Here is a 3,305-nt window from a genome sequence, read left to right on the forward strand (position 1 = left end):
GCGCCGTCCCCATCGCGCGGTGCAGGCTCCGACCCCCCGATCCCCTTCCCGTCCGTATCGCGAGGTGCGCGCTCCGGTCCGTCGAGTCGTGACGTCCCGCCCGTACCGTCCCGGCCCGTCGCAGTACCGGGCGTTTCGGCGCCCCCCGTCTCCTTCCCCGGCGTTCCGTCCCCGTCCCTCTCGTGCCCGGGTATCCCGATGCCGGGCCGTTCCCGCCCCATGAAGTTCCTCCTGGCCCCCGCCGTCCGATGGTGTCGTCGGCCTCGTCGTCCTCGTGACCGTCACTCTCCGGTCACCTGTGCCCGACTGCCCCGGCCGGTCCCGCTCACACCGTGGGGGTCGCGGAAATCGGGGAACCCGCACCAGGGCACACGTAGCGAGGCGAGCGGATCGGGAAGGGCGAGCACGGTGAGTGGCGGCGAAGGCAACGAGGAGTACGGCCGGAAGCGGTTCGAGCGGTCGGCGAGCCATTTCACGGACCGGATCACCGCCGACGGCCGGGACGGCCGTCGGGTGGAGGCGGGCCGGTACCGGCTGGTCGTCAGCAGGGCCTGCCCCTGGGCGAGCCGGGCGGTGATCTCGCGGCGGCTGCTGGGGCTGGAGGACGCCCTGTCGATGGCGATCGCCGACCCCGTCCAGGACGACCGCAGCTGGCGGTTCACCCTGGACCCGGACGGACGCGACCCCGTGCTCGGCATCCGCTTCCTGAAGGAGGCGTACGACGCGCGGGAGAGCGACTACCCGGGCGGGGTGAGTGTCCCCGCGGTGGTGGACGTGCCGACCGGGAAGCTCGTCACCAACGACTACCAGCGGCTCACCCTCGACCTCGCCACCGAGTGGACCGCCCTGCACCGCCCGGGCGCGCCCGAGCTGTACCCGCCGGGGCGGCGCGACGAGATCGACGCGGTGATGGCGGAGGTCTACGAGGACGTCAACAACGGCGTGTACCGGGCGGGCTTCGCCACGGAGCAGAAGGAGTACGAGGAGGCGTGCACCCGGGTGTTCCGGCGACTGGAGGCGCTGTCGGAGCGGCTCGCGGGGCAGCGGTACCTGGTCGGGGAGACGATCACGGAGGCGGACATCCGGCTGTTCACGACGCTGGTGCGTTTCGATCCCGTCTATCACGGTCACTTCAAGTGCAATCGCTGGAAGCTGTCGGAGGACCCGGTGCTGTGGGCGTACGCGCGTGATCTGTTCCAGACCCCCGGGTTCGGTGACACCGTCGACTTCGACCACGTCAAACGGCACTACTACCGGGTGCACACGGGCATCAACCCGACCGGCATCGTGCCGCTCGGGCCCGATCTGTCGGGCTGGCTCACGCCGCACGGCCGCGCGGATCTGGGCGGCCGCCCGTTCGGCGACGGCACGCCGCCCGGGCCGGTGCCCGCCGCCGAGGTCGTGCCCCCGCGGGGGCGGGCCTGACGGCCGGCCGCACGGCGACGCTTCAGACCGCGAACGCGAAGGAGGAAGGCCAAGTGTCCAAGAAGAAGAAACTGCCCCTCGCCTACAAGCCCGTCGGTTTCGCCCTCGGCTGGGTCAGCGGTGCGCTGGCCTCGATGGCGTTCCAGAAGACGTGGAAGGTGATCCGGCACGAGGACGACGCGCCCGACGCGCTGGACCGGGATCGCGGGTGGGGCGAGATCCTGCTGGCGGCGGCCGTGCAGGGTGCGATCTTCGCGGTCGTACGCAGCGCGGTGGACCGCACGGGCGCGAAGGCCATCGAGCGGTCCACCGGCGTGTGGCCGTCCCCGGAGAAGGGGGGCCGGGACTGAGCCAGACGGAGGTCAGCCCTGCTTGGGGGCCGTGGGGTGTTCGCGGCGCAGGGTGAAGGAGTGGCCGGCCGGGTCGGAGTAGCCACGCTCCTCGAACGGCCCGGCCGGCTCCTTCGTGTCGACGGGGCGGCCACCCAGCGAGACGATGCGCCGCTCGGCCTCGTCGAGGTCGTCGACATAGAAGTCCAGGTGGGCCTGGAGGGAGTTCTCGGGGCGCGGCCAGCTCGGCGGGGTCGCGTTCACATCGCGGCGGAAGGCCATCCGGGTGCCGCAGGCCCCCTGGATCTCGACGCGGTTGGCGGTCGCGTCCGTCTCCTCCGCGTCCAGCAGCTCCTTGTAGAACGCCGCGAGCTTCTCGGGCTCGGCGCAGTCCAGCACCACGAGTCCTGCCCGTACCAGTGCCATGTCTCTCCTCCGCGCGGTCTTTCGGACGCGGGCGGACCCCCGGCGCCCATACGCTCCCCGGGTACCCCGATCTCCCGCTGCCACCGGCTTGGGGACCCCCTCTGTTTCATGGACAGTCGTCCAGCTATAGTGGACACCTGTCCATGAAATTGGCGACGGTGCCGAGTGGGTTGTGGAGGCTGTTGAGCATGGAGATCCTGGCTAGTGCGCTGGTTGCGCTGGTGGCGGTGGAGCACCTGTACATCCTGGTGATGGAGATGTTCCTGTGGCAGAAGGCGCCGGGGATGAGGTTCCACGGGTTCGACGCGGACCTGGCGCAGCGGACGGCGGCGATGGCGGCCAACCAGGGCCTCTACAACGGCTTCCTCGCGGCGGGCCTGGTGTGGGGCCTGATCGCGGACGACCCGACCGGGTTCCGCGCCCAGATCTTCTTCCTGAGCTGCGTCGTCGTCGCCGGTGTGTACGGTGCCGCCACCGCCAACCGCCGGATCCTCTTCATGCAGGCGCTGCCCGCCGCGCTCGCCCTGGCCGCCGTCCTCGTCGCCGGATGACCGCGGAGGACCCCCGGGCCGCCCGCACCCGGGCCAAGCTGCGGGAAGCCCTCCTCGACGAGTGCGCCCGGCGCCCCCTGGACGAGGTCAGCGTGGCCGCGCTGGTCCGCCGGGCGGGGGTCGGCCGGGCCACGTTCTATGTGCACTACGCCGACCTGGAGGCGCTGGCGGTGGACGCCTGCGCCGACGTCGTACGGGAGGCCGTGGAGGCGCTGCACGCCTGGCGCGGCCGTCCCGACCCGGTACGGGCCCCCGCGGCCCTGGTGGAGTTCTTCGCGTCGCTCACCCCGCACACCGCCCTGTACCGCACCCTGCTGGCCCCCGGTGGCAGCGGCCCGCTCGGGCGGGTGCTGTACCAGGACCTGCGGGCGTACAGCCTCCGCGAGCGCGAGCTGGCGGGGGCCGCGGACGCGCCGCTGGTGGCGTCGGCCGTGGCCGCCACCTTCGCGGGGGTCCTCGCCGACTGGCTGCACGGACGGATCGAGGCGACCTCGGAGGAGATCGCCCACCAGTCGTGGCAACTGCTCGTCGCCCTGCACCGCAGCCGGTGAGCCCCCGCCCGGCCCGCCGCCCC

General features: G+C 72.4%; 5 protein-coding genes. 4 read left to right on the forward strand and 1 reads right to left on the reverse strand.

Annotated features, from left to right (window positions below; genetic code table 11):
* Positions 1–408 precede the first annotated feature (408 nt).
* Positions 409–1,425: a glutathione S-transferase family protein gene (locus AOK15_RS36720; protein ID WP_055522904.1), complete on the forward strand. Its 1,017-nt coding sequence runs from the start codon at positions 409–411 to the stop codon at positions 1,423–1,425.
* A 53-nt stretch (positions 1,426–1,478) separates the two neighbouring features.
* Positions 1,479–1,775 carry a DUF4235 domain-containing protein gene (locus tag AOK15_RS36725; protein ID WP_055522907.1) on the forward strand — a complete coding sequence of 99 codons (297 nt, stop codon included), beginning with the start codon at positions 1,479–1,481 and terminating at the stop codon, positions 1,773–1,775.
* 12 nt (positions 1,776–1,787) lie between these two features.
* Here AOK15_RS36725 and AOK15_RS36730 read toward each other — a convergent pair whose 3' ends face one another.
* Positions 1,788–2,180 (reverse strand): VOC family protein, encoded by a 393-nt coding sequence (locus AOK15_RS36730; protein ID WP_055522909.1) that lies wholly within the window; start codon positions 2,178–2,180, stop codon positions 1,788–1,790.
* 188 nt (positions 2,181–2,368) lie between these two features.
* On the opposite strand from AOK15_RS36730, the gene AOK15_RS36735 reads away from it, so the two are divergent.
* Together AOK15_RS36735 and AOK15_RS36740 are read left to right on the forward strand one after the other, a co-directional pair.
* Complete coding sequence (locus AOK15_RS36735) at positions 2,369–2,731, forward strand: DUF1304 domain-containing protein (protein WP_055522912.1); 363 nt, start codon at positions 2,369–2,371, stop codon at positions 2,729–2,731.
* On the forward strand, positions 2,728–3,282 hold the full coding sequence (locus AOK15_RS36740) for a TetR/AcrR family transcriptional regulator (protein WP_055522915.1): 555 nt from the start codon (positions 2,728–2,730) through the stop codon (positions 3,280–3,282). Before AOK15_RS36735 ends, AOK15_RS36740 begins: the two co-directional genes overlap by 4 nt.
* Positions 3,283–3,305: the final 23 nt, after the last annotated feature.

The sequence above is a fragment of the Streptomyces ossamyceticus genome (assembly GCF_001418475.1).
In the GTDB taxonomy this organism is placed as follows: Bacteria; Actinomycetota; Actinomycetes; order Streptomycetales; family Streptomycetaceae; genus Streptomyces; species Streptomyces ossamyceticus.

Excerpts from the sequence above, each read along its gene's own strand:
- AOK15_RS36730 (WP_055522909.1), bottom strand. The coding sequence starts at position 2,180 with ATGGCACTGGTACGGGCAGGACTCGTGGTGCTGGACTGCGCCGAGCCC.
- AOK15_RS36735 (WP_055522912.1), top strand. The coding sequence starts at position 2,369 with ATGGAGATCCTGGCTAGTGCGCTGGTTGCGCTGGTGGCGGTGGAGCAC.
- AOK15_RS36740 (WP_055522915.1), top strand. The coding sequence starts at position 2,728 with ATGACCGCGGAGGACCCCCGGGCCGCCCGCACCCGGGCCAAGCTGCGG.